Genomic DNA, 20,521 nt, shown 5'->3' on the forward strand with positions numbered 1-20,521 from the left:
GTCGTCGAAGACCGTCCATCGCGCAGCACGTTGCGGATGGCGCGCGTTTTGCGCACCTCCGCTCCCACACTGTTGCGCCACGCAGTGTCCACCGATGGCGCGGCACCCCGCCGCGTTTCTACGATCAACCGGATCGAACCAGGATCCCCACGGAGACAGCATGACCCAGCCTGCCCTGTCCCATGCCGTGAACACCGCGTTCGCGAACGATGTCCGCGCTGGTCTTACGCACGCGCCACAAAAAGAGTTGCCGTCGATGTATCTGTATGACGAAGTGGGCTCGGCCCTCTTCGAGGTGATCACGGCGCTGCCCGAATACGGCGTGACGCGCTCGGAGGAGCAGCTCCTCACGCGTCACGCAAATGACATCGTCGCGGCGTTGCCGCACGATGTGACCGTCGCCGAACTCGGCAGCGGCAGCGGCCGCAAGACGCGTCGCATTCTCGAGGCGCTGAGCCGCAAGCGCCCCACTTCCGCGACCTCGTACTGCCCGATTGAAATTTCGCGCACCGCGTTGCAATTGTGTCGCCGCGAGCTGGGCGACATCGAGCGCATCGCGATCGTCGGTTACGAGCGCGATTACCTCGCGGGTCTCGCGGAGGTGAGCAGCGAGCGCAAACCGGGCGAACCGCTGCTCGTGCTGTTTCTCGGCAGCACGATCGGCAATTTCGGCCGGCTCGCGGGCACGCGCTTTCTGCGCGACATCCGCCAGATGCTGAAGCCGGGCGACATGCTGCTGCTCGGCACCGACCTCGACAAGCCGGTCGATACGCTGGTCGATGCGTACGACGATCCGGTCGGCGTCACGGCGGCGTTCAATCTGAACCTGCTTGCGCGCATCAATCGCGAGCTGGACGGCGATTTTCCGCTCGACGCGTTCGAGCACGTCGCGCGCTTCAATCGCGACGCCCGCAGCATCGAGATGCATCTGCGCGCAACGCGCCGCGTGACCGCGCACGTGCGCGCCGCGAACCTGACGGTGACGCTCGAGGAAGGCGAGACGATCTGGACGGAAAGCAGCCACAAATATCGCGTCGAGGAAATCGATGCGATGGCACACGATGCGGGCTTCGGCTGCGAACAGCAGTGGATCGAGCGCGATTGGGGGTTTGCCGAGAGTCTGCTGGTTGCGCGCTAGCGCTCTATCGGCTTGCAGCTGCGGCTGGGGCGAGCGACTATCGCCTCAGCTGCGCTTGTCGCGCTCAGTGCTGCTCGAAGCGCTCGAAGCGCTTGTCGGTGTGGCGCTCTTCGCCGGCCACGTCGGTGACACGCGCCGCCGGCGGCCCGTGACGCAGCCATGACAACATCCGGTCGATCTGGTTGGCCGACCCCTGCAGCATCGCTTCGACGGAACCGTCTTCGAGATTCGCCACCCATCCGCGGATGCCGAGCGCGTGCGCCTGCCGCACGGTCGCATGCCGGAAGCCCACCCCCTGCACCATTCCGCGCACCTTCACGTAGTAGGTTTCGATCCGATCGTCGAGGTTGGGACTCGTCATGCGTGGGGCTCCGTGTTGCTCATGCGCGTAAAAAAATTGCGGTGGTTCATATCGCGGCATTGTAGTCGCGCTTGCGCGATGCTGCGTCCGCGGTCGTGACGCGTGGCCTGGCTTGGCCTCGCTCGCGCTTCGCGCTTTGTAGTTCGCGCTTCGCGACGCCGCGCACGAATCGCGCCGCATACGTCCGCCGACTATGGTTCGCCATTTGCTAGATGATTGAGACTGGCTCAGGAACCAATTGCGCCCCTTCGCTGCCTCAATCTTTCAGCCTGATTGATCTACACAATGACGTCCCGTCCCGCGGCGGACGTGCATGATCGCCACCGGTGGAATGCATCGCCCCGCGTACAATGCCCCGTTCCGCGCCGTCCCGTACGGCGTTCGGCCGCCGCGAGCGGCGTGTGGTCGGCTGCCTGGCGTGACCGCGCGCCGCCGGAGCGGCAGCAGTCTTCGTCGCCCACTTCATATGTAGGGAACTCCAAAGGCATGTCCCAATTGCAACGCGATACGGTGCTCATCACCGGCGCATCCGGATTCGTCGGTTCGGCCGTGGCCCGCATCGCGCAACAGAAAGGGTTCGCGGTGCGCGTACTGGTGCGCGCCACGAGCCCGCGTCTCAATCTGCAGGACCTCGACGCCGAGGTGATGCTCGGCGACATGCGCGACGAAATGTCGATGCGCACCGCGCTGCGCGGCGTGCGCTATCTGCTGCACGTCGCCGCCGACTACCGGCTGTGGGCGCCGGACCCGACGGAAATCGAGCGCGCGAACGTGGAAGGCGCGCTCGCCACGATGCGCGCGGCGCTCGCGGAAGGCGTCGAACGCATCGTGTACACCAGCAGCGTCGCGACACTGAAGGTGTCGGCATCCGGCGAGTCGTCCGACGAGACGCACCCGCTGGCGGCGGACCAGGCGATCGGCGTGTACAAGCGCAGCAAGGTGCTCGCGGAGCGCGCGGTGGAACGGATGATCGAAGCGGACAAGCTGCCGGCGGTGATCGTCAATCCGTCCACGCCAATCGGCCCGCGCGACGTGAAGCCGACGCCCACCGGCCGCATCATCGTCGAAGCGACGCTCGGCAAGATTCCCGCGTTCGTCGATACCGGCCTCAATCTCGTGCACGTCGACGATGTGGCAGCGGGTCACTTCCTCGCGCTCGAACGCGGCATAGTGGGCGAGCGTTACGTGCTGGGCGGCGAGAACCTGCCGCTGCAGACCATGCTGGCCGACATCGCATCGATGACAAACCGCAAGCCGCCAACCATCGCCTTGCCGCGCTGGCCGTTGTACCCGATCGCGATGGGCGCGGAAGTGGTTGCGCAGTTCACGAAGCGTGAGCCGTTCGTGACCGTGGACGGCCTGAAAATGTCGAAGAACAAGATGTATTTTTCATCGGCGAAAGCGGAGCGGGAGCTCGGCTATCGCGCGCGACCCTATCGCGAAGGGCTGCGCGATGCGCTGATGTGGTTCCAGCAGGCGGGGTACTTGAAGTGAAGTGGTGATTGGCGCCGCGTGTTGTGCGCGGCGCAGCGCGGCGAGAATTGCGCCGCGCCTCGCGTCGTCATCATCAAAGCATGCGATAGATGCGGTTGAACACCACGCGGTTGCGGAACAGCCGCGCGAACCACGCACACAGTCCGCCGATCACGCCCGCCGCCGCGACGATGCCGAGCCACGGCAACGCGGTCAGCGCGCTCACTTCGATTCCCACGAACGTCGCCGCCATCAGCACGAGCAGGATCAGCGTGGGCGGTGTGCCGTATTCGATTTCCGCGTGGCATTCGCGGCAGATGTGGACGCCGCGCGGTACGTGATGATGGCAATGAGGGCAGATCAGGTGATGTGACATGGCTTGCTCCGAAAGTCATGAGAGGCCCAGGCACCTCGCCAGACATCCGCATCGCCGCACCACCTTCCCGTGCATTTTTGCGATTGCGTGTCTCCGCTCGAACGAGCAGTGGACCAGCACGCACATGTTTTCAGGATGGGAAGGTCGGTCCCATCAGCACAGTCCTAATCTCAAAAAAGCGTGATCGCCGAGGGTCTGGCAGACGCAGCGATCGCTGCTGCGCCACTCGCTCGAAGCGGCGCTGTTTGCACGCACTTTGTTACAACGTCCGCAACGACGCGACGGGTTCGCGCGGACGTGTAGCGGGTAAAATCGCGGGTCTTATCAGAGAAACCGCCGTATGAATCTTCAGGAACAGATAGGCGCGCTCGACGTCGGGGTCGATCAGCTCATTCGCACCGTCGAAGTGCTCGCGCTACGCCCCGCACCGGATGCAGCCGCGCAGCCGGCAGACGATGCCGTAGCCGGCACCGGCGCGTCGCCGGACAACGCCGCGCCGGAGCAGCACGATCAGCACGCGCCGCAAGCCGAGCAAGCGGATGCGGAAGCCAATGCCGCCGCGCAGGAGAAGCCCGCGCTGAGACTCGCGCGCCCGAGCCAGAACGAAATCACGATGACGATCGGCGACCAGACGGTGTCGCTGAACACGCTGCAGATCGGTCAGCTGATCGAAGAGCTGGCGAACGCGCGCGCGTCGATGACGCCCGAGCCGCCGCCGAATCTTCCGCAGGGCTGGCGCTTCGTGTCGACGAAAAATCCGATGATGGCGGTGCAAAAGCAGTCGAATGGCGACCGTCTGCTGGTGATGCGGCACACGGGCCACGGCTGGGTGCCGTTCACGTTCTCGCCGGATATCGCGGTTCAGTTGCATCTGCTGTTGACGCAGGGTTGAGCCGCATGTGAAAAGCGGTGCGGCCAGCCGCTCGATCAAAGCCACGCCAACCGCTCAGGCGAACACTACTGCCCTGTCCGCTTCAACGCCGCTTCAACGCTCCTGCACCGGCGCCTGCACGCGCGCCTTCCACTGGCCGCCCTTGCCGCTCCAGTACCGCACCGCCGAGCCGATCGTCGCGCTGACGTAGAACAGCGCGATGAGCGGCAGGAACGGCGCCCACAGCGGCGAGCGCCGGTAGTACTGCAGCATCGGCGCGTACGCGACGCACATCGCCGCCCAGGCGAGCCACGCGGGCCAGTCGCGCGGACCCGCGGCGAGCGCCGCGACGGGCGGCAACAGATAGATGATCGTCATGCCGAGCAGCGTGCCGAGCAGCAGCAGCGGCGAGTAGCGCAGCTGCGTGAACGCGGTGCGCGCGATCATGTTCCAGATCTCCTTCCAGCTGTCGTACGGGCGCAGCGACACGCTGCGCGCCGCCACATCGAGCCGGATCGGATGGCGGCCTTCGCCGCGGTGCTTGATGAGCGCCGCGAGCGTGCAGTCGTCGATCAGCGCACCGCGGATCGCTTCGATTCCGCCCGCTTCTTCCAGCGCCGTGCGGCGCACCAGCATGCAGCCGCCGGCTGCCGCGGCCGTGCGGTTGCGCGGCTGGTTCACCCACGCGAACGGATAGAGCTTCGCGAAGAAGAACACGAACGCCGGAATCAGCGCCTTTTCCCAGAACGAGTCGCAGCGCAGCCGCACCATCAGCGAGACGAGATCGCGCGCTTCGCTTTCCGCTCGCACCACGAGCTGCGTGACCGCATCCGCCGGATGGCCGATGTCGGCGTCGGTCAGGAGCAGGAAGTCGGCGGGCAGGCCGAGCGTGCGGACCGCCTCGATGCCCTGCGACTGTGCCCAGACCTTGCCCGACCAGCCGGCCGGCAGCGGCTTCGCCGTCAGCACCGTCAGGCGGTCGGGGCATTGCAGTTGCAGCGCGGCAGCGCGCGCGGCATCGGCGGTGCCGTCGGTGCTGTGATCGTCGACGACGATCACGTGGAACCCGCCCGCGTAGTCCTGCTGCAACAGCGTCGTGACGGCCTCTGCGATCATGTCGGCCTCGTTGCGCGCCGGCACCACGGCGACCACCGCGGGCCACGGGTTTGCGTCCGCGCGTACGTTGTCACGCGCCGGCACAGCGAGCGGCGGCGCGGGACGGGTGCGCCAGAAGCCCCCGCGCGCGAACAGCAGCACGCCCCAGATCAACAGCGACAGACACGACAGCAGAAACACGAGATCGAACTCCAGAGCCTTCATGCACTTCCTTCGATGGATGGCGCGCGCACGCCCACGCGCCCAGACAGCCACATTGCAACAGTTCGGGCCGCGACGATGCACCAGTCCGGCAGGTCGAGCGCAGGGCGCTGCCGGAACACGTCGTAGCCGGCTTTCTCGATGCGCTCGAGGATGCGCAGACCGCCATGCACGACGCCACAGAGTTGCAGGCCGAAGCGGCCCGGAAAACGCCGCGCGAGCGGCGCGCCGCGCACCAGCAGTTCCCGCGCGACGGCCACCTCGTGGCGCATCAGCGCGCGCCACGCATCGTCCACCTTGCCGCGCGCGATCGCCGTCTCGCTCACGCCGAAGCGCGCGAGGTCGGCCTGCGGAATGTACAGGCGTCCGCGCTGCCAGTCCTGCGCGACGTCCTGCCAGAAATTGACCAGTTGCAGGCCGGTGCAGATTGCGTCAGAGTCGGCAAGATTTTCCGGCGTCGCGAGACCGAACAGATGCAGCGTCAGGCGCCCGACCGGATTCGCCGCGTGACGGCAGTACTCGTACAGCGCCGGCCGCTCGGCATAACGATGCACGTCGATGTCCTGTTCGCACGCGGCAATCAGCTCGTGAAACGGCTCGAGCGGCAATTGATATTGCGCGACGACGCCGGCGAGCCGCTCGAACAGCAGCGGATGCACGGGCGCGGGCTCACCCGCGGCCACCGCATCGAGACCCGCGCGCAGATCCGCGAGGCTCGCGTGGCGCGCGGCCGGGCTCCAGTCGCCTTCGTCGACGATGTCGTTCGCCGTCCGCGTGACGTGGTAGATCACGCCGAACGGCGCGCGCAGCGCCCGTGGCAACAGGGCGGGCGCGACCGGCAGCGTCTCGTAGTGGTCGACTTCCATGCGCGAGGTCTCGGGTTCTCGGATCGCTTCGTAATGCAGGTGTAAGCCATCAAGGCAGGGCCAGACATTTTAAGGGTTCAAAACACGCGTTGCAGACTGCATTAATGCAAGAACTCGTTACGAGCCGTGGTATGGCTGTAAAGCAAAGGCGCGTCGATAGCGTTAGAATGCGCACCTGGTTTCGCAGTGCCGGCTGGATATCGAAGCGTATCGGCCTTGGTTTTAAATATGATGATCGCGGCGATTCGGTCGTTTTTTCCGGCTTGATTCGGACCCGCGTCAGTGGAGTTCGCCAGCCTATGCGAGTCATCCTTGCTCAACCCCGCGGCTTTTGTGCGGGGGTGGTCCGCGCGATCGAGATCGTCGATCGCGCGTTGCAGCAGCACGGCGCTCCCGTGTACGTGCGCCACGAAATCGTTCACAACCGGCACGTCGTCGAGAACCTGCGCCAGAAGGGCGCGCGTTTCGTCGAAGAGCTGGACGAGGTGCCCGCGGGCGCTGTCACCATCTTCAGCGCGCACGGCGTCGCGCAGACGGTCGAACGCGCCGCGGAGCAACGCAATCTGGACGTGCTGGACGCTACCTGCCCGCTCGTCACGAAGGTGCATGTACAGGGCCGTCAGTACGTCGCGGCTGGCCGTACGCTGATCCTGATCGGCCACGCGGGCCATCCGGAAGTGGAAGGCACGATCGGCCAGATTCCCGGCAAGGTGATGCTCGTGCAGAGCGAGGCCGACGTCGCGAAGCTCGATCTGCCGCTGGACGCGCCGCTCGCGTATGTCACGCAAACTACCCTTTCGGTGGACGACACGCGTGGCATCATCGATGCGCTGCTGGCGAAGTTCACGGACATCGTCGGTCCGGATACGCGCGACATCTGCTACGCCACGCAGAATCGCCAGGCCGCCGTGCGCGAACTGAGCGCGCAGGTCGACGTGCTGCTGGTGGTCGGCGCGACGAACAGCTCGAACTCGAACCGTCTGCGCGAGATCGGCAGCGAAACCGGGGTGCCGAGCTACCTCGTGGCGGATGGCTCGGAAGTGAAGGGCGAATGGTTTGCCAATGCGCACACGGTCGGTATCACGGCCGGCGCGTCGGCGCCCGAAGAAATGGTCGAACACGTCATTAATGCGCTGCGCGCACTCGGTCCCGTCGAAGTGACGACGATGACCGGACGTGAAGAGAAGGTCGAATTCAAGCTGCCGTCGAAGCTGATGCAAGCGCTCGCGGCTCGCGAAGTTTAAGGAGGACACGTCTTGTCTATTCCGCTGCTACAGAAGGTCCGGGTTGGCGCCTACATCACGCGCCAGCACATGAAAGGCAACAAGCGCTATCCGCTCGCACTGATGCTCGAGCCGCTGTTCCGCTGCAACCTCGCGTGCAACGGCTGCGGCAAGATCGACTATCCGGATCCGATCCTGAACCAGCGTCTGTCGCTCGCCGAGTGCCTCGAAGCCGTCGACGAATGCGGCGCGCCGGTGGTGTCGATCGCCGGTGGCGAGCCGCTGCTGCACAAGGAAATGCCGCAGATCGTGAAGGGCATCATGGCGCGCAAGAAGTTCGTGTACCTGTGCACGAACGCGCTCCTGATGGAAAAGAAGATGGACGACTACGAGCCGAGCCCGTACTTCGTCTGGTCGGTGCACCTCGACGGCGACAAGGAGATGCACGATCACTCGGTGTCGCAGGACGGCACCTACGACAAGGCCGTCGCCGCGATCAAGGAAGCGAAGCGCCGCGGCTTCCGCGTCAACATCAACTGCACGCTGTTCAACGACGCGGTGCCGGAACGCGTGGCCGCGTTCTTCGACACGGTCGGCCCGATCGGCGTGGACGGCATCACCGTGTCGCCCGGCTACGCGTACGAACGCGCGCCGGACCAGCAGCACTTCCTGAACCGCGACAAGACGAAGCAGCTGTTCCGCGAGATCTTCAAGCGCGGCGACAACGGCAAGAAGTGGTCGTTCAGCCAGTCGAGCCTGTTCCTCGACTTCCTGGCCGGCAACCAGACCTACGAATGCACGCCGTGGGGCAACCCGGCGCGCACGGTGTTCGGCTGGCAGAAGCCGTGCTATCTGGTCGGCGAAGGCTATGTGAAAACCTTCAAGGAGCTGATGGAAACCACCGAGTGGGAGAAGTACGGCACCGGCAACTACGAGAAGTGCGCGGACTGCATGGTCCACTGCGGCTTCGAGGCCACCGCCGTGATGGACACCGTCTCGCATCCGCTGAAGGCGCTGAAGGTCGCGATCCGCGGCGCAAAAACGGAAGGCGCGTTCGCGCGCGACATTCCGCTCGACAAGCAACGCCCGGCCGACTACGTGTTCTCGCGCCACGTCGAAATCAAGCTCGAGGAAATCAAGCACGCCGCTTCGTCGAAGAAGCCGGCCACGGTTTCGGCGCACTGAGAGGGCGAACTTGTGCTGGCTTCGCGCCAGCACATTTGATTGCCGCTCGATTGCTCATGAACGCGCCGCGTCGCTCCGACCGGCGCGTTTTTACATGGCGACCCGGGTAAAAAAGGGCGCAACGGTCATGGCCGCTGCGCCCTTTCGTTTAGCTTTACGCCGACGGTGTCGGCCGGGTCAGTCGGCCGTGAGCTGGTTGTGGTTCGTCAGATACTTGATCAGAGCGTCGATCCCGCCCTTGTTGATCTGCTCGGCGAACTGGGTCTGATAAACCTGGATCAGCCACGCGCCCGACATGTTGATGTCGTAGATCTTCCAGCCCGACGGACCCCTGGTGAGGCGGTAGTCGACCGAATCGTCGTTGTTGCGGCTCAGCACGTGCGACTGCACGACCGCATCGTTCGCGTTCCCGCCGGCCGACGTCGCGCCGAACTTGAACGTGACGGCCTGATCGCGCAGCTGCGACAGCGACACCGCATAGGTATGCGTGAGCAGCAGCGTGAACTGGTCGTAAAGCTGCTTCTGCTGGTCCGGCGTGGCTTGCGACCACGCCTTGCCGACGGCGATGCGCGTGGTGCGCTGGAAATCCGTAGCCGGCAGGAAGTGCGTCTGCACGACCTGGGTGATCTTCGCCATGTCGCCGCCGCGCGCCTGCGGATCGGCTTTCATCGCGTTGACCGTGCCCTCGACCGCGTTCTTCACGACCGCATCGGGCGCGGATTGTGCGAATGCTGCGGTCGATACGACCGCGGCGGCGATAAAAGCAGAGAAATAACGTTTCATACGCGAAAGCACCCAGAAGTTCGATGGCGCCGCCACCAGGCGGCACAGCGAAGGACCAGTATACCGGCATCGTCCCGACGCCCCCCGCCAAGGCAGCAGCGGCAACCGCAGCCCGACCGGCGAGGCGGGACGCGGCGTCGGTATACTTGTGCCCTTCCGTCACTTACGCACCACTTACGCCTTCCGGCACAGGGCTCGTCCCGCGTTCATGCTCAAGCCATACATCATTCGCCTTGTCGCCATATCGGTACGCTACCCGCTCTGGGTGGTCGTCGTTTCGCTGCTGCTCGCCGTGCTGTCCGGCAACTACGTGGTCCACCACTTCAAGATCAACACCGACATCGCCAACCTGATCGAGTCGGACAGGCAGTGGGCGACGCTCGATCACGCGATGGACGCCGCGTTCCCGCAGCAAGGCCAGACCACGCTCGTCGTGGTGGAAGCGCATGCACCCGAATTCGCCGATGCGGCCGCGAACGCGCTGACCGCCGAATTGCAGAAGGACACGCGTGCGTTCACGTCGGTTTCGCAGCCGGCAGGCGGCGCGTTCTTCGAGCGCAACGCGCTGCTGTTCGCGCCGCTCGACGACGTAATGAGCACCACCGCGCAGCTCGTGCAGGCCAAGCCGCTCGTCAACCAGCTCGCGCACGATCCGAGCCTGACGGGCCTCGCCGGCACGCTGACCACGAGCCTGCTGCTGCCGTTGCAGAGCGGCCAGATCAAGCTGCCCGACATGGCCGAGCTGCTCGGCCGCAGCGCGACGACGCTCGACGCCGTGCTCGCCAGCAAGCCCGCCGCGTTCTCGTGGCGCGCGCTGGTCGACAAGGACGTCGCGACCAATCCGGCGCGCGCGTTCATCACCGTGCAGCCGGTGCTCAACTACGAAGCGATCTCGGCAGGCGCAGGCGCCTCGCAGGCCATCCGCGACGCCGCCGCGCGGCTGCATCTGGACGCGCGCTACGGCGCGACGATCCGGCTCACCGGCGAACAGCCGCTCGCCGACGAGGAATTCGCGTCCGTCGAAGATGGCGCCACATTGAACGGCATCGGCACGTTCATCGTCGTGCTGGTGATCTTGTGGCTCGCGCTGCGCTCGGGCCGGATGATCGTCGCGGTGTTCATCACGCTGTTCGTCGGGCTCGCGATCACGGCGGCGCTCGGCCTGATGATGGTGAGCGCGCTAAACATGATCTCGGTGGCGTTCATGGTGCTGTTCGTCGGGCTCGGGGTGGATTTCGGCGTGCAGTTCGGCGTGAAGTATCGCGAGGAGCGCTTTCGCGACGACCGGCTCGACGTCGCGCTGCTGAACACCGCGCGCAGCATCGGCGTGCCGCTGACGCTCGCGGCGATCGCGGTGGCCGAGAGCTTCTTCTCGTTCCTGCCGACCGCCTATCGCGGCGTGTCGGAACTCGGCCAGATCGCGGGCGTCGGCATGTTCGTCGCGTACCTCACGAACATGACGCTGCTGCCGGCGCTGCTGAAGCTGTTCGCGCCGCCCGGCGAGCCCGAGCCGCCCGGCTTCAAGCGCCTAGCGCCCGTCGACGATTACCTGGACCGCAACCGCAAGCCGGTGCTGATCGCGACGCTCGTGATCGTGGTCGGCGCGCTGCCGCTCCTCACGCATCTGCGCTTCGACTTCAACCCGCTGCATCTGAAGGACCCACATACGGAATCGATGGCGACGCTGCTGTCGCTGAAGGATTCGCCCGAGGCGGCGGTGAACAACGTGCATACGCTCGCGCCGTCGCTTGCCGAGGCCGATGCGATCAAGGCGAAGCTCGCGAAGCTGCCGGAAGTTGGCCGTATCACGACGCTGTCCACCTTCATTCCACCCGACCAGCCGCAGAAGCTGCAGCTGATTTCGGCGGCCGCGCAGCAACTGCTGCCGGTGCTCACGCAGCCCGCGGCGCCGCCCGCAACGGATACGGTTCGCGTCGCGGCGCTGAAGCGCGCGGCGAATGCGCTCGAGCTCGCTTCGGAGGATCATCCAGGTGCGGGCGCCGCCGAAGCGACGCATCTGTCGAACACGCTGCGCAAGCTGGCCGCCGCCGACGCAGCCACGCGCGATCGCGCGGAAACGGCGATGTCCGACACGCTGAAGCTCGCACTCGCGCAGCTCGCGGCGCTGCTGCAGCCGGCCAGCATCACGCGCGACAACCTGCCGCCCGCGATCGTGCGCGACTGGGTCGCGCCGAACGGCCAGGCGCAGGTCGATATCGCGCCGAAGGTGCCGCCGGGCGTCGATCCGAACGACGACACCATGCTGGCCCGCTTCGCGCACGCGGTGAAGGCGGCGGAGCCCGGTGCGATCGGCGGACCGATCTCGATCCTGCATTCCGCTGATACGATCATCAAGGCGTTCCTGCAGGCCGCGTGCTGGGCGGTGCTGTCGATCACGATCCTGCTGTGGATCACGCTGCGCCGCTTCGGCGACGTGTTGCGTACGATGATTCCGCTGCTGGTGTCGGCGGTCGTGACGCTGGAACTATGCGTCGTGTTCGGCATGCCGCTCAACTTCGCGAATATCATCGCGTTGCCGCTAATGCTCGGCGTGGGGGTCGCGTTCAAGATCTACTTCGTGATGGCGTGGCGCAACGGCCAGACCGGCCTGCTGCAATCGAGCCTCACGCACGCCGTGATGTTCAGCGCCGCGACCACTGCGACCGCGTTCGGCAGCCTGTGGCTGTCGCACCATCCGGGCACGTCGAGCATGGGACGGCTGCTGGCGCTGTCGCTGGCGTGCACGCTGACCGGAGCGGTCGTGTTCCAGCCGGTACTGATGGGCAAACCGCGCGTGAAGCGCAAGACGAAAGAAAGGCAGGGGATCGACGGATGAAGATGCGAATCGCCCCGCTGGCACTGGTCGCCGCGGGCCTCATGAGCGGCTGTGCCACCGGACCGAACCGGACGCCGGGCGATCCGCTCGAGCCGATGAACCGCACGATCTACAAGTTCAACGACGCGCTCGACCGCACCGTTGCGAAGCCGATCGCGAAGGGCTACCAGAAGGTCACGCCGCAGCCGGTCCGCACGGCCGTCGACAACTTCTTCTCGAACATCGGCGACCTTGACAACTTCGCGAACAACCTGCTGCAGCTGAAGATCACCGACGCGACCGAAGACCTGATGCGCGTCGCGATGAACACGGTGTTCGGTATCGGCGGCCTGATCGACTTCGCGACGCCCGCCGGTCTGCCGAAGCACAAGCAGGACTTCGGCCTGACGCTCGGCCGTTGGGGCATGCCCTCGGGGCCGTATCTGGTGCTACCGTTCTTCGGTCCGAGCTCGTTCCGCGACGCGACCGGGCTCGCGGTGGACGTGCGCTTCAATCCGATGAATTACCTCGACAATTCGGCGAGCTATCCATTGTGGGCGCTGCAGTTCATCAGCGCGCGCGCGGACATGCTGGGCGCGACCGATCTGCTGCAGACCGCGGCGCTCGATCCGTATTCGTTCGTGCGCGACGCGTACACGCAGCAACGGCGCGCAAGACTCCAGCAAGGCTCGACGACGAACAACAACAACGTGCCGCTGCCGAACTACGGCGATCCGGGCGCGGCCACGCCGGGCTCGACCACGCCGGCGCCGGGCGGCGCGAACGGGTCGCACGAGCCGTCGGGGTCGTCGAATGGTCTGCCGAACTATACGGACCCGGGCGATAGCGGAGCGGCGCCTGCGGGCAGCACATCGAACGGGCTGCCGAATTACACCGATCCCGGCGCGAGCAGCCCTTCACCGGCCAGCGCAGCGGGTACCGCGGGCAAGTAACGCCGCCTGTTGTCGAGGTAAGGCGGAGCGTCAGCTGGGCCGCAGCGCGCCAGCGTGTTCCATCGCGTGACGGGCCTGCACCAGCGACGCTTTCGCCGCCTTCGCATCGCCCGCCAGCCGCAGCAGCGCACCCAGTTGCGAGGGCTGCCGCAGCAGCTCACGCAGGATCGGCCCGATGGCCGTCTTGCCGTCTTCGCCGAAACCGGCCGTGGCGGCCGATGGCAATGTGAGCGAAGCCGGATCGACGATCGCGCGGCACACCGCGAACGGCAACCCACGCGACTTCGCGATCGCACCGGCCAGATGCGATTCCATATCCACCGCAAGCGCGCCCGACGCGCGATGCAGCGCGGCCTTGTCCTGCGCGTCGACGAGCGGCGCGCTCACTGCCGCCTGCACGCCGATCTGCAGCTTCGCCGCGAGCGGCGACGCGGCGAGCGCGGCCTCGATGCGCTCGGTCCATTCCGCGTCGGTATCGAGCCGGCCGAACGGTCCATCGACCGCTTCCGCGACGACGATCGTTCCGGGCTCCAGCGCCGGCGCGAGACCGCCCGCCGTGCCGAAGCTCAGGATGCCGCTCGCGCCGCGCGCCACCGCGTCGCTCAGCGCGCGCTCCAGCAGGTCGCCGCGCGACGCATACACCGTCTCGACGCCGTGACCGCGCGCAATGCGCGCCTCGAACGCCATCCCGCTAACGACGATCACCGGCAATGTGGCGGCGGTGGGAGCAAGCGTCATCGCGTCGCGCGCCGTCATCACATGCCGACCATCACGCGCGTTTCGCCGTCGCGTTTCAGGTTGCGGTAGCGGGCGAGCGCCCACAGCGGGAAGAACTTGCGATAGCCGTGGTAGCGCAGATAGAACACGCGCGGGAAGCCGGTCGCGGTGAAGCGCGTTTCGTCCCACAGGCCGTGCTCGCGCTGCTCGCGGATCAGCCATTCGATGCCGCGCGCGACCGCCGGATGATTCACCTCGCCCACGGCCATCAGGCCGATCAGCGCCCACGCCGTCTGCGACGCTGTGCTCGTCGCGCGTTCGTAGCCGCGGTAGTCGAGCTTGTAGCTGGTGCCGTCTTCGCCCCAGCCGCCGTCTTCGTTCTGGATCGACACGAGCCATTGCGCCGCGCGGCGGAAGCACGGATCGTCGTGCGGCATGCCCGCCGCGTTGAGCGCGCACAGCACCGTCCACGTGCCGTAGATGTAGTTCATGCCCCAGCGGCCATACCAGCTGCCGTCCGCTTCCTGCTCGGCCAGCAGATAGTCGTACGCGCGGCGCGCCGGTTCGCTGCTGGCGGGCAGCTCGCCGAGCTGCGCGAGCATCGACAGACACCGGCCGGAGACATCCGCGGTGGGCGGATCGAGCAGCGCGCCGTGATCGGAGAACGGGATGTTGTTCAGGTAGTACTGCGTGTTTTCCGGTTCGAAGGCGCCCCAGCCGCCGTCGCTGCTCTGCATGCCGACCACCCACTCGCGCGCCCGCGCGATCGGCTGGTTATCGGCGTTCGACTTCGTGCCCCACGACTGACGGTTCATCGCCAACGCCACGACGGCCGTATCGTCGACGTCCGGGTAATGCGGGTTCGCGAACTGGAACGCCCAGCCGCCCGGCCGCACGTTCGCGCGGCGCGAGATCCAGTCGCCGCGCACGTCGAGAATCTGCAGCGGCCGCAGCCATTCGAGCGCGCGTTCCACCGCCGCTTCCGCGCGCGAGTCGCCGGTTTCGAGCAGCGCGTGCGCGACGAGCGAGGTGTCCCACACCGGCGACAGGCACGGCTGGCAATACGCTTCGTCTTCGTGAATCACGAGCAGCTTCTCCACCGACTGCCGCGCGATCGCGCGGTTCGGATGATCGGGAGGAAAGCCGAGCACGTCGTACATCATCACGGAGTTCGCCATCGCCGGGAAAATCGCGCCGAGGCCGTCTTCGCCGTTCAGCCGTTCGTTGACGAACTTCACCGCCTGATCGATCGAGCGCTGGCGGATGTGCTTCGGGAACAGGCCATCCACCGTGCGCAGCACCGCGTCGACGCAGCGGAACAATGTGAACCAGCCCTGCGACTGATGCGGCGCCTTCGGCGCGGGACCGACGGTGACCGGCGCGCCGCGGAACAGCTCGTCGATCCGCACGCCGCGCGGATTGCGCGCGACCGGCCGTTTCGCGTTCAGCACGAGCAGCGGCACGATCACCGTGCGCGCCCAGTACGACACCTTCGACAGGTGGAACGGGAACCACTGCGGCAGCATCATGATCTCGACCGGCATCATCGGCACTGCGTACCACGTGACGACGCCGAACAGCGCGAGCAGGATGCGCGTGAACACGTTCGCCCCTTCGGCGCCGCCCGCGGCGAGGATCGCGTCGCGCGCACGAAGCATGTGCTCGGTGTCTTCCGCGTCGCCGATCATCTTCAGCGCGAAGTACGCCTTCACGCTCGCGCTGATGTCCATCGCGCCATCGGTGAAAAGCGGCCAGCCGCCGCCGGGCAGCTGGATGCGCCGCAGATAGCGCGCGATCTTCTGCTCGAGCTCGAGGTTCGCTTTCTCGCCGAGGTAGTGGACGAGCAGCACGTACTCGGCCGGAATCGTCGCGTCGGCTTCGAGCTCGTAGAGCCAGTGGCCGTCGGCGTGCTGGTCGGCGAGGATCGCGTCGGTGGCGCGCAGCACCGATTGTTCGAGCGCGGCGGTCGTGGCGGCTTCGCCAGCGGGCAACAGCGACGCTGCGGCAGGCGCCGCGGCTTCGGTTTCAGTGATCGCGCCAGCTGGCGCCACGCCTTCAGTCAGATCGTTCATCGGCTTTCCATCGTTTCGTTCAGCAGCACGTCCGCGGCCTGCTGGCCGGAGCGGATCGCGCCTTCGATCGTGGCGGGCAGGCCGGTGGCCGTCCAGTCGCCCGCGATCGTCAGATTGGTCCAGCGCGTTCGCGTGCCCGGACGGCGCAGTTCTTCGTCCGGAAGCGCGGCGAACGTCGCACGGGGTTCGACGTCGAGCGTCCACGCCGGCAGCGGCTCGGCCGCCAGGCCGGTCGCGCGTGCGACCTCGCTCCACGTTGCGCGCACAAGCGCCTCGCCGGGCTGGCCGAGCCAGCGCGCGGCATCGCCGACGGTGACCGACAGGCGTCCGTCGTGCGCGTGCAGCCGCTCGGCCGTGCCGTTCACGAGGAACGTGATCGGCGCGAAGCCCAGCGGCGGGTCGATCGCGAAATGGATCGTCGCGATGGCTTTATGTTGCCGCGGCGCCAGCAGGCCGGGCACCAGCGTCGCCGCGACGTCGCCGGGCACGGCAAGCACCACGGCTTCGTCACCCGCGAGCGGCGTGGGCTGCGGCACGTCGCCGAACGCGAGGCCGATGACGCGGCACGTCGCATCGTCGAACACCATCGCGCGCAGGCGCGAACCGAGCCGGATCGTCGTACCGCCATGCTGCAACAGCCGCAGCGCCGGATCGACGAACGCGCTGCCAAGGCCGTTGCGCGCGACCAGCGGCCGGCACGCCTGGCCGCCGGCGAAAAACGTCTCGCGCGCGAGCGCGCACGCAAGCTCCGCGCTGGCATCGGCGGGTTCGACGTTCATCACCGCGCGCAACAGCGGCCGCAGCAGCTGGTCCCACACCGCGCCGTCGCAGCGCATGCTCCGCGCGATCGTGCGCCCCGGTTTCGCGAACAGCAGCGACGCGAGCGCCAGGTAGTCTGTGGGCTGCGTGCCGGGCACCCGCGCGCCGCGGTTGAAGATCCACCACGGCACATAGCCGGCCGAAGGCCGCACGTTCCAGCCCGTCTGCGTCGCGAGATCGAAAAACGGCAGCTCGGGCTCGACCGGGCCGACCAGTTCGTCGCTCGCGCCCACCGCGCGCAGATAGTTCAGCGTCGCGCGGTAACCGGACAGCACGAGGTGGTTGCCGGAATCGATCGTCGCGTTGAGCGTGCGGTCGTAGTACGAGCGGCAGCGTCCGCCCACCTGGTCCGTCGCTTCATGCAGCGCGACCCGCGCGCCGCGCCGCTGCAATTGCACCGCGGCGGCGAGACCCGCGAGGCCCCCGCCGATCACGTGAACAAGCGTCTGCATCAGAAAAACGCGTAGCGGGCGACGATCCAGAGCAGCTTCGCCTTCGGCTTGCTGACCTTCGTGCGAGGAATGTCGAAGCCGCGCTCGACCGTGCGGTCGAGCAGACACCGGTAGACGCCGGACATGATGCGCGGCGCGCGCACCTGCTGGCGCGGCGATGCGTCCATGATCGCATCGGCCTTCGCGAAATGCAGCTTCGCGCGCTCGGCGAGCGCATTGCACACGCGCGGCAGCGACGCATCGTCGACGACCGACGCCGGGCTCGACGTCGCGATCCCTTCCTTCGCGAGCAGTTCGTACGGCAGATAGCAGCGGTTGATTTCCGCGTCTTCGTCGATGTCGCGCAGGATGTTGGTCAGCTGCAGCGCGCGGCCCAGATGGTGCGCCAGGTCGTGGCCCGGGCCCTCGGGCATCCCGAAAATTCTCACCGACAGCCGGCCCGCCGCGCTCGCGACGCGATCGCAGTACAGATCGAGCGTCGCTTCGTCCGGCGCGCAGATGTCCGCGGCGGCATCCATCGCCATGCCGTTGATCATCTCGTGGAAGTCTTCGCGCCGCAGGTGGAACGTGTGAATGTGGCGCGTCAGCGCCCGCAGCGAGTCGCGCGGCTGGCCGGCGTAGCAGTCGTCGATGTCGGCGCGCCAGCGCTCCAGCTGCGCGGCGCGCTCGGCGCGCGGCAGCGAGCTGTCGGCGATGTCGTCGACCGCGCGGCAGAACGCGTACACCTGGTACATCGCGTCGCGCTGCGCAGCCGGCAGGATACGCATCGCGAGGTAGAACGAGCTGCCCGAAGTGACGGCAGCCGCATCGGTCTGTGTATCGTCCACGACGAGGTTGGAAACGGCCAAGACGATCTCCGCTGAGGAACCCGCAACGGGGCGATCAAGAAGTCATGCCTACCCGCAAGGGCAAGCCGCCCGCGCGCGCGGACACGCGCGAAAGATTCGCGGGCTCGCGAGGTGCCCGGGCAGGCGTCGACGATCCCGGAACCGGCCCTGGGGCCAGAAAACGGCAAAAAGTATAACAATCTTTGGATTACGCCGCAGAAAGGCTCCCCGATAGGTCCGCGGCGGCGCCAGAGGGCGGCTACGAGAACGCGACCGAGCGATTGCGCCCCTGCCGTTTTGCGCTGTAGAGCGCGGCATCAGCCTCGTTGATCAGCGCCTCGTAGGCGGACACGCCCACGCGCGCGGAGGCCCCGCCGACGCTCGCCGTCACCGGCACCTGCACGCCCTGCACGTCGACCGGCGCATCGGCGATCGCGTGACGGATTTTCTCGGCGACGCACATCGCGTCGGCAAGCGGCGTGCACGGCAGCAGCAGCGCGAATTCCTCGCCGCCGAAGCGGCCGAACACGTCCTGCGCGCGCACCGTCGCGGCGACACGCTGCGCCATCACGCGCAGCACCGCATCACCCACCATGTGCCCGAACTGGTCGTTGATGCGCTTGAAGTGGTCGAGATCGAACAGCAGCACCGACAGATCGCCGCCGTAGCGCTGCCAGCGCGTGTATTCGTCGCGCAGGCGCATCTCGAAGTAGCGGCGGTTCGCGATGCCGGTCAGGCCGTCGCGGTCCGCGTACTCCTGCAGCTTCGCGACCGCCTCTTCCCGCTCGCGCTGCATGATGCTGACGTGCGTCACGTCGCTGATCGTCACGCATACCGCGACGACTTCACGGTTGCGCGTGAGCGGCATGAACGTGAGGTCCTGCTGCATGTAGTCGACGCCGCCCGTGATCGGCCGGTCGTGATCGAACTTGAACAGGTACGGGCGCTGTTCCCACGAGCTGAACGCGAAACTGCCGAGCTGGAACACGCTTTCGAGCTTGCGCGTGAGCCACACGCGCGGCAGCTCCGGAAAGCTCGCGAAGATCGAGCTGCCCACCACGCGCTCTTCCGACAGCCCGCTGTGGTCCTGCATGAAGCGATTCCACATCAGCACGTTCATGTCGCGGTCGAGCACGAAGATGCCGAAGCCCACCCGTTCGACGACGAGGTCGGAGAGCGAGAGACCGGCGATCACGTCGCTCATAGGCTCGACAGCAACGAATCGAGGGCTTCGCCGATCCGGCGGATCGAATCCTCGGCCATCAGCATCACCAGATGCGCGCGGAAGGTCCGGTCCTCCAGCGCGAAATTGACTTCGACGAGGAGCGTCGTCGCCCATGCGACCGTGCTCGCCTGGAACACGTCCTCGATCGGCATCGCGGTACCGAGCAGGCCCGGCGCGGAGAACACCGGCGTGCGGCCGAGCTGCTCGAAGATGCACGACACGCACGCGCCGGTCAGCACGTTCGCGATGTCGAACACGAGTTCCTGCTGGCCGGTCGATTCGTACGCGGAGCCGGGATACGGATCGTTGACGAGCGCGCACAGCTGCTCGACGCCGCTGCTGCGGCACAGGACGATCGCCTCGCCCTTGATGTCCGAGCGAAAGCCCTGGCGCACCGCCATGATCGGCTCGCTGATGCCGGTCATGTCGCGCAGCACGGCAGCCGCCTGGTTCGCCGCGACGACGCGCACGCGCGGCACCGACAGCTCGATGAACGCGTCGAGCAGCAGCGCGAGCCGGCGCGCGGCCTGGCCCATCGCGAGGTTCGCGATTTCCTGCAGCGCGTCGCGCCGGTCTTCGCTCAGGGCAGGCTCAGTCATACAAACCGTACTCCTTCAGGACCGGCCGCAGCGCTTCCGGCGTCACCGGCTTCGCGATGAACGCGATCGCGCCCATCGCGCGCACGCGCGACTGCGCCATCGGCTGCACGTCGGCGGACACGACGATCACGAAGGTGTTGAGGTCCGCCTCCTGCAGCGCCTCGAGCACCTGGTAGCCGGTCATGTCCGGCATCGTCAGGTCGAGGAACATCACGGCGGCTTTGCCTTCGCGATACAGCGCCAGCGCCTCGGCGCCGTTCGATGCATACGAGATCTCGACGTCCCAGTCCGCGGGCAGCGCCTTGGTCAGCACCTTGCGGGCAAGCAGGGAGTCGTCGGCGATCACGATGGGCAGCGGCATGGCGTATTTCGATTGCAGGAAGCGGTTAGCGGCCGACGCGCCGATGCGGGCGCGGCGTGGCGGATGCCACGGAACGGTGCGGGAGGGA

General features: G+C 66.8%; 19 protein-coding genes. 7 read left to right on the forward strand and 12 right to left on the reverse strand.

Translation table 11 applies throughout. The annotated features are described in order from the left end of the window. The first annotated feature begins 160 nt into the window (after positions 1–160). Positions 161–1,138: an L-histidine N(alpha)-methyltransferase gene (egtD, locus tag DVS29_RS30330; RefSeq protein ID WP_118184219.1), complete on the forward strand. Its 978-nt coding sequence runs from the start codon at positions 161–163 to the stop codon at positions 1,136–1,138. A 64-nt stretch (positions 1,139–1,202) separates the two neighbouring features. Here the strand turns inward: egtD and DVS29_RS30335 are convergent, their stop codons facing one another. Next, a complete protein-coding gene (locus tag DVS29_RS30335; protein WP_118184220.1) occupies positions 1,203–1,499 on the reverse strand; it encodes an acylphosphatase in 297 nt (98 codons plus the stop codon). Between the two features lie 486 nt (positions 1,500–1,985). Between DVS29_RS30335 and hpnA the strand changes: the two genes are divergently transcribed. Continuing rightward, complete coding sequence (gene hpnA / locus DVS29_RS30340; RefSeq protein WP_118184221.1) at positions 1,986–2,993, forward strand: hopanoid-associated sugar epimerase; 1,008 nt, start codon at positions 1,986–1,988, stop codon at positions 2,991–2,993. A 73-nt stretch (positions 2,994–3,066) separates the two neighbouring features. Here hpnA and DVS29_RS30345 read toward each other — a convergent pair whose 3' ends face one another. Continuing rightward, on the reverse strand, positions 3,067–3,348 hold the full coding sequence (locus tag DVS29_RS30345) for a hypothetical protein (RefSeq protein WP_118184222.1): 282 nt from the start codon (positions 3,346–3,348) through the stop codon (positions 3,067–3,069). Between the two features lie 340 nt (positions 3,349–3,688). On the opposite strand from DVS29_RS30345, the gene DVS29_RS30350 reads away from it, so the two are divergent. Beyond that, entirely contained in the window at positions 3,689–4,240 is a 552-nt protein-coding gene (locus DVS29_RS30350; RefSeq protein ID WP_118184223.1) for a hypothetical protein, read from the forward strand. Between the two features lie 93 nt (positions 4,241–4,333). On the opposite strand, the gene DVS29_RS30355 is transcribed toward DVS29_RS30350, so the two are convergent. Together DVS29_RS30355 and hpnC are read right to left on the reverse strand one after the other, a co-directional pair. Further along, positions 4,334–5,539, reverse strand: a complete 1,206-nt coding sequence (locus DVS29_RS30355) for a glycosyltransferase (RefSeq protein WP_118184224.1) — start codon at positions 5,537–5,539, stop codon at positions 4,334–4,336. Continuing rightward, entirely contained in the window at positions 5,536–6,402 is an 867-nt protein-coding gene (hpnC, locus tag DVS29_RS30360; protein WP_118184225.1) for a squalene synthase HpnC, read from the reverse strand. The genes DVS29_RS30355 and hpnC overlap by 4 nt, the downstream gene beginning before the upstream one ends. Before the next feature lie 299 nt (positions 6,403–6,701). On the opposite strand from hpnC, the gene ispH reads away from it, so the two are divergent. Then, positions 6,702–7,646, forward strand: coding sequence for a 4-hydroxy-3-methylbut-2-enyl diphosphate reductase (gene ispH, locus DVS29_RS30365; RefSeq protein ID WP_118184226.1), 945 nt, complete (start codon positions 6,702–6,704; stop codon positions 7,644–7,646). 12 nt (positions 7,647–7,658) lie between these two features. Continuing rightward, the gene (gene hpnH / locus DVS29_RS30370) at positions 7,659–8,810 is read left to right on the forward strand and encodes an adenosyl-hopene transferase HpnH (RefSeq protein WP_118184227.1); all 1,152 of its coding nucleotides are present in this window, start codon (positions 7,659–7,661) and stop codon (positions 8,808–8,810) included. 177 nt (positions 8,811–8,987) lie between these two features. Here hpnH and DVS29_RS30375 read toward each other — a convergent pair whose 3' ends face one another. Beyond that, a complete protein-coding gene (locus tag DVS29_RS30375) occupies positions 8,988–9,593 on the reverse strand; it encodes an MlaC/ttg2D family ABC transporter substrate-binding protein (protein WP_118184228.1) in 606 nt (201 codons plus the stop codon). Positions 9,594–9,801: 208 nt separating this feature from the next. Here DVS29_RS30375 and hpnN point away from each other — a divergent pair, with 208 nt between their 5' ends. Together hpnN and DVS29_RS30385 are read left to right on the forward strand one after the other, a co-directional pair. Next, on the forward strand, positions 9,802–12,429 hold the full coding sequence (gene hpnN / locus DVS29_RS30380; RefSeq protein WP_118184229.1) for a hopanoid transporter HpnN: 2,628 nt from the start codon (positions 9,802–9,804) through the stop codon (positions 12,427–12,429). After that, on the forward strand, positions 12,426–13,361 hold the full coding sequence (locus tag DVS29_RS30385) for an MlaA family lipoprotein (protein WP_118184230.1): 936 nt from the start codon (positions 12,426–12,428) through the stop codon (positions 13,359–13,361). Before hpnN ends, DVS29_RS30385 begins: the two co-directional genes overlap by 4 nt. Before the next feature lie 30 nt (positions 13,362–13,391). Here the strand turns inward: DVS29_RS30385 and DVS29_RS30390 are convergent, their stop codons facing one another. The 7 genes from DVS29_RS30390 to DVS29_RS30420 all read right to left on the reverse strand — a co-directional run bounded on the left by DVS29_RS30390 (position 13,392) and on the right by DVS29_RS30420 (position 20,433). After that, positions 13,392–14,099: a phosphorylase gene (locus DVS29_RS30390; RefSeq protein ID WP_240655862.1), complete on the reverse strand. Its 708-nt coding sequence runs from the start codon at positions 14,097–14,099 to the stop codon at positions 13,392–13,394. Between the two features lie 17 nt (positions 14,100–14,116). After that, the gene (shc, locus tag DVS29_RS30395; protein WP_118184232.1) at positions 14,117–16,150 is read right to left on the reverse strand and encodes a squalene--hopene cyclase; all 2,034 of its coding nucleotides are present in this window, start codon (positions 16,148–16,150) and stop codon (positions 14,117–14,119) included. After that, on the reverse strand, positions 16,147–17,421 hold the full coding sequence (gene hpnE / locus DVS29_RS30400) for a hydroxysqualene dehydroxylase HpnE (protein ID WP_118184233.1): 1,275 nt from the start codon (positions 17,419–17,421) through the stop codon (positions 16,147–16,149). The genes shc and hpnE overlap by 4 nt, the downstream gene beginning before the upstream one ends. Next, the gene (hpnD, locus tag DVS29_RS30405; protein ID WP_118184234.1) at positions 17,421–18,269 is read right to left on the reverse strand and encodes a presqualene diphosphate synthase HpnD; all 849 of its coding nucleotides are present in this window, start codon (positions 18,267–18,269) and stop codon (positions 17,421–17,423) included. The genes hpnE and hpnD overlap by 1 nt, the downstream gene beginning before the upstream one ends. Positions 18,270–18,507: 238 nt before the next feature. Then, complete coding sequence (locus DVS29_RS30410; RefSeq protein ID WP_118184235.1) at positions 18,508–19,452, reverse strand: sensor domain-containing diguanylate cyclase; 945 nt, start codon at positions 19,450–19,452, stop codon at positions 18,508–18,510. Beyond that, entirely contained in the window at positions 19,449–20,072 is a 624-nt protein-coding gene (locus DVS29_RS30415; protein WP_118184236.1) for a chemotaxis protein CheC, read from the reverse strand. Before DVS29_RS30415 ends, DVS29_RS30410 begins: the two co-directional genes overlap by 4 nt. After that, entirely contained in the window at positions 20,065–20,433 is a 369-nt protein-coding gene (locus DVS29_RS30420; RefSeq protein ID WP_118184237.1) for a response regulator, read from the reverse strand. The genes DVS29_RS30415 and DVS29_RS30420 overlap by 8 nt, the downstream gene beginning before the upstream one ends. Between the last annotated feature and the right edge of the window lie 88 nt (positions 20,434–20,521).

The sequence above is a fragment of the Paraburkholderia phosphatilytica genome (genome assembly GCF_003443895.1).
In the GTDB taxonomy this organism is placed as follows: Bacteria; Pseudomonadota; Gammaproteobacteria; order Burkholderiales; family Burkholderiaceae; genus Paraburkholderia; species Paraburkholderia phosphatilytica.